Genomic DNA, 253 nt, shown 5'->3' on the forward strand with positions numbered 1-253 from the left:
GCCCTGCAGGCGGCCCAGCAGCACCGTGCCGCACACCACCTCTTCGCGGCCGGACAACTGCGCCAGTACTTGCGCCCAGGCCTGGTGCATCAGGCTGGCGACGCTCACGCCCAAGTGCCGAGCCTGCCCGCGCAACCGCCCGCACAGTGCGGCATCCACGGTCAGGCGGCTGTCGTGTACGTCACGGGTGCCACCGTGCGCATCGTCCCGGCCGTAGACCACGGTGGGCTCCACTATGTCGCCCAGCAGTCCG

General features: G+C 71.1%; 1 protein-coding gene. It reads right to left on the minus strand.

The window, feature by feature from the left end:
- Positions 1-253, minus strand: a 253-nt coding sequence (locus tag GYA94_RS27410; RefSeq protein WP_161893522.1) for a condensation domain-containing protein, incomplete at both ends; no start/stop codon positions are given.

The organism is Pseudomonas juntendi (assembly GCF_009932375.1).
GTDB classification, from domain to species: Bacteria; Pseudomonadota; Gammaproteobacteria; order Pseudomonadales; family Pseudomonadaceae; genus Aquipseudomonas; species Aquipseudomonas juntendi.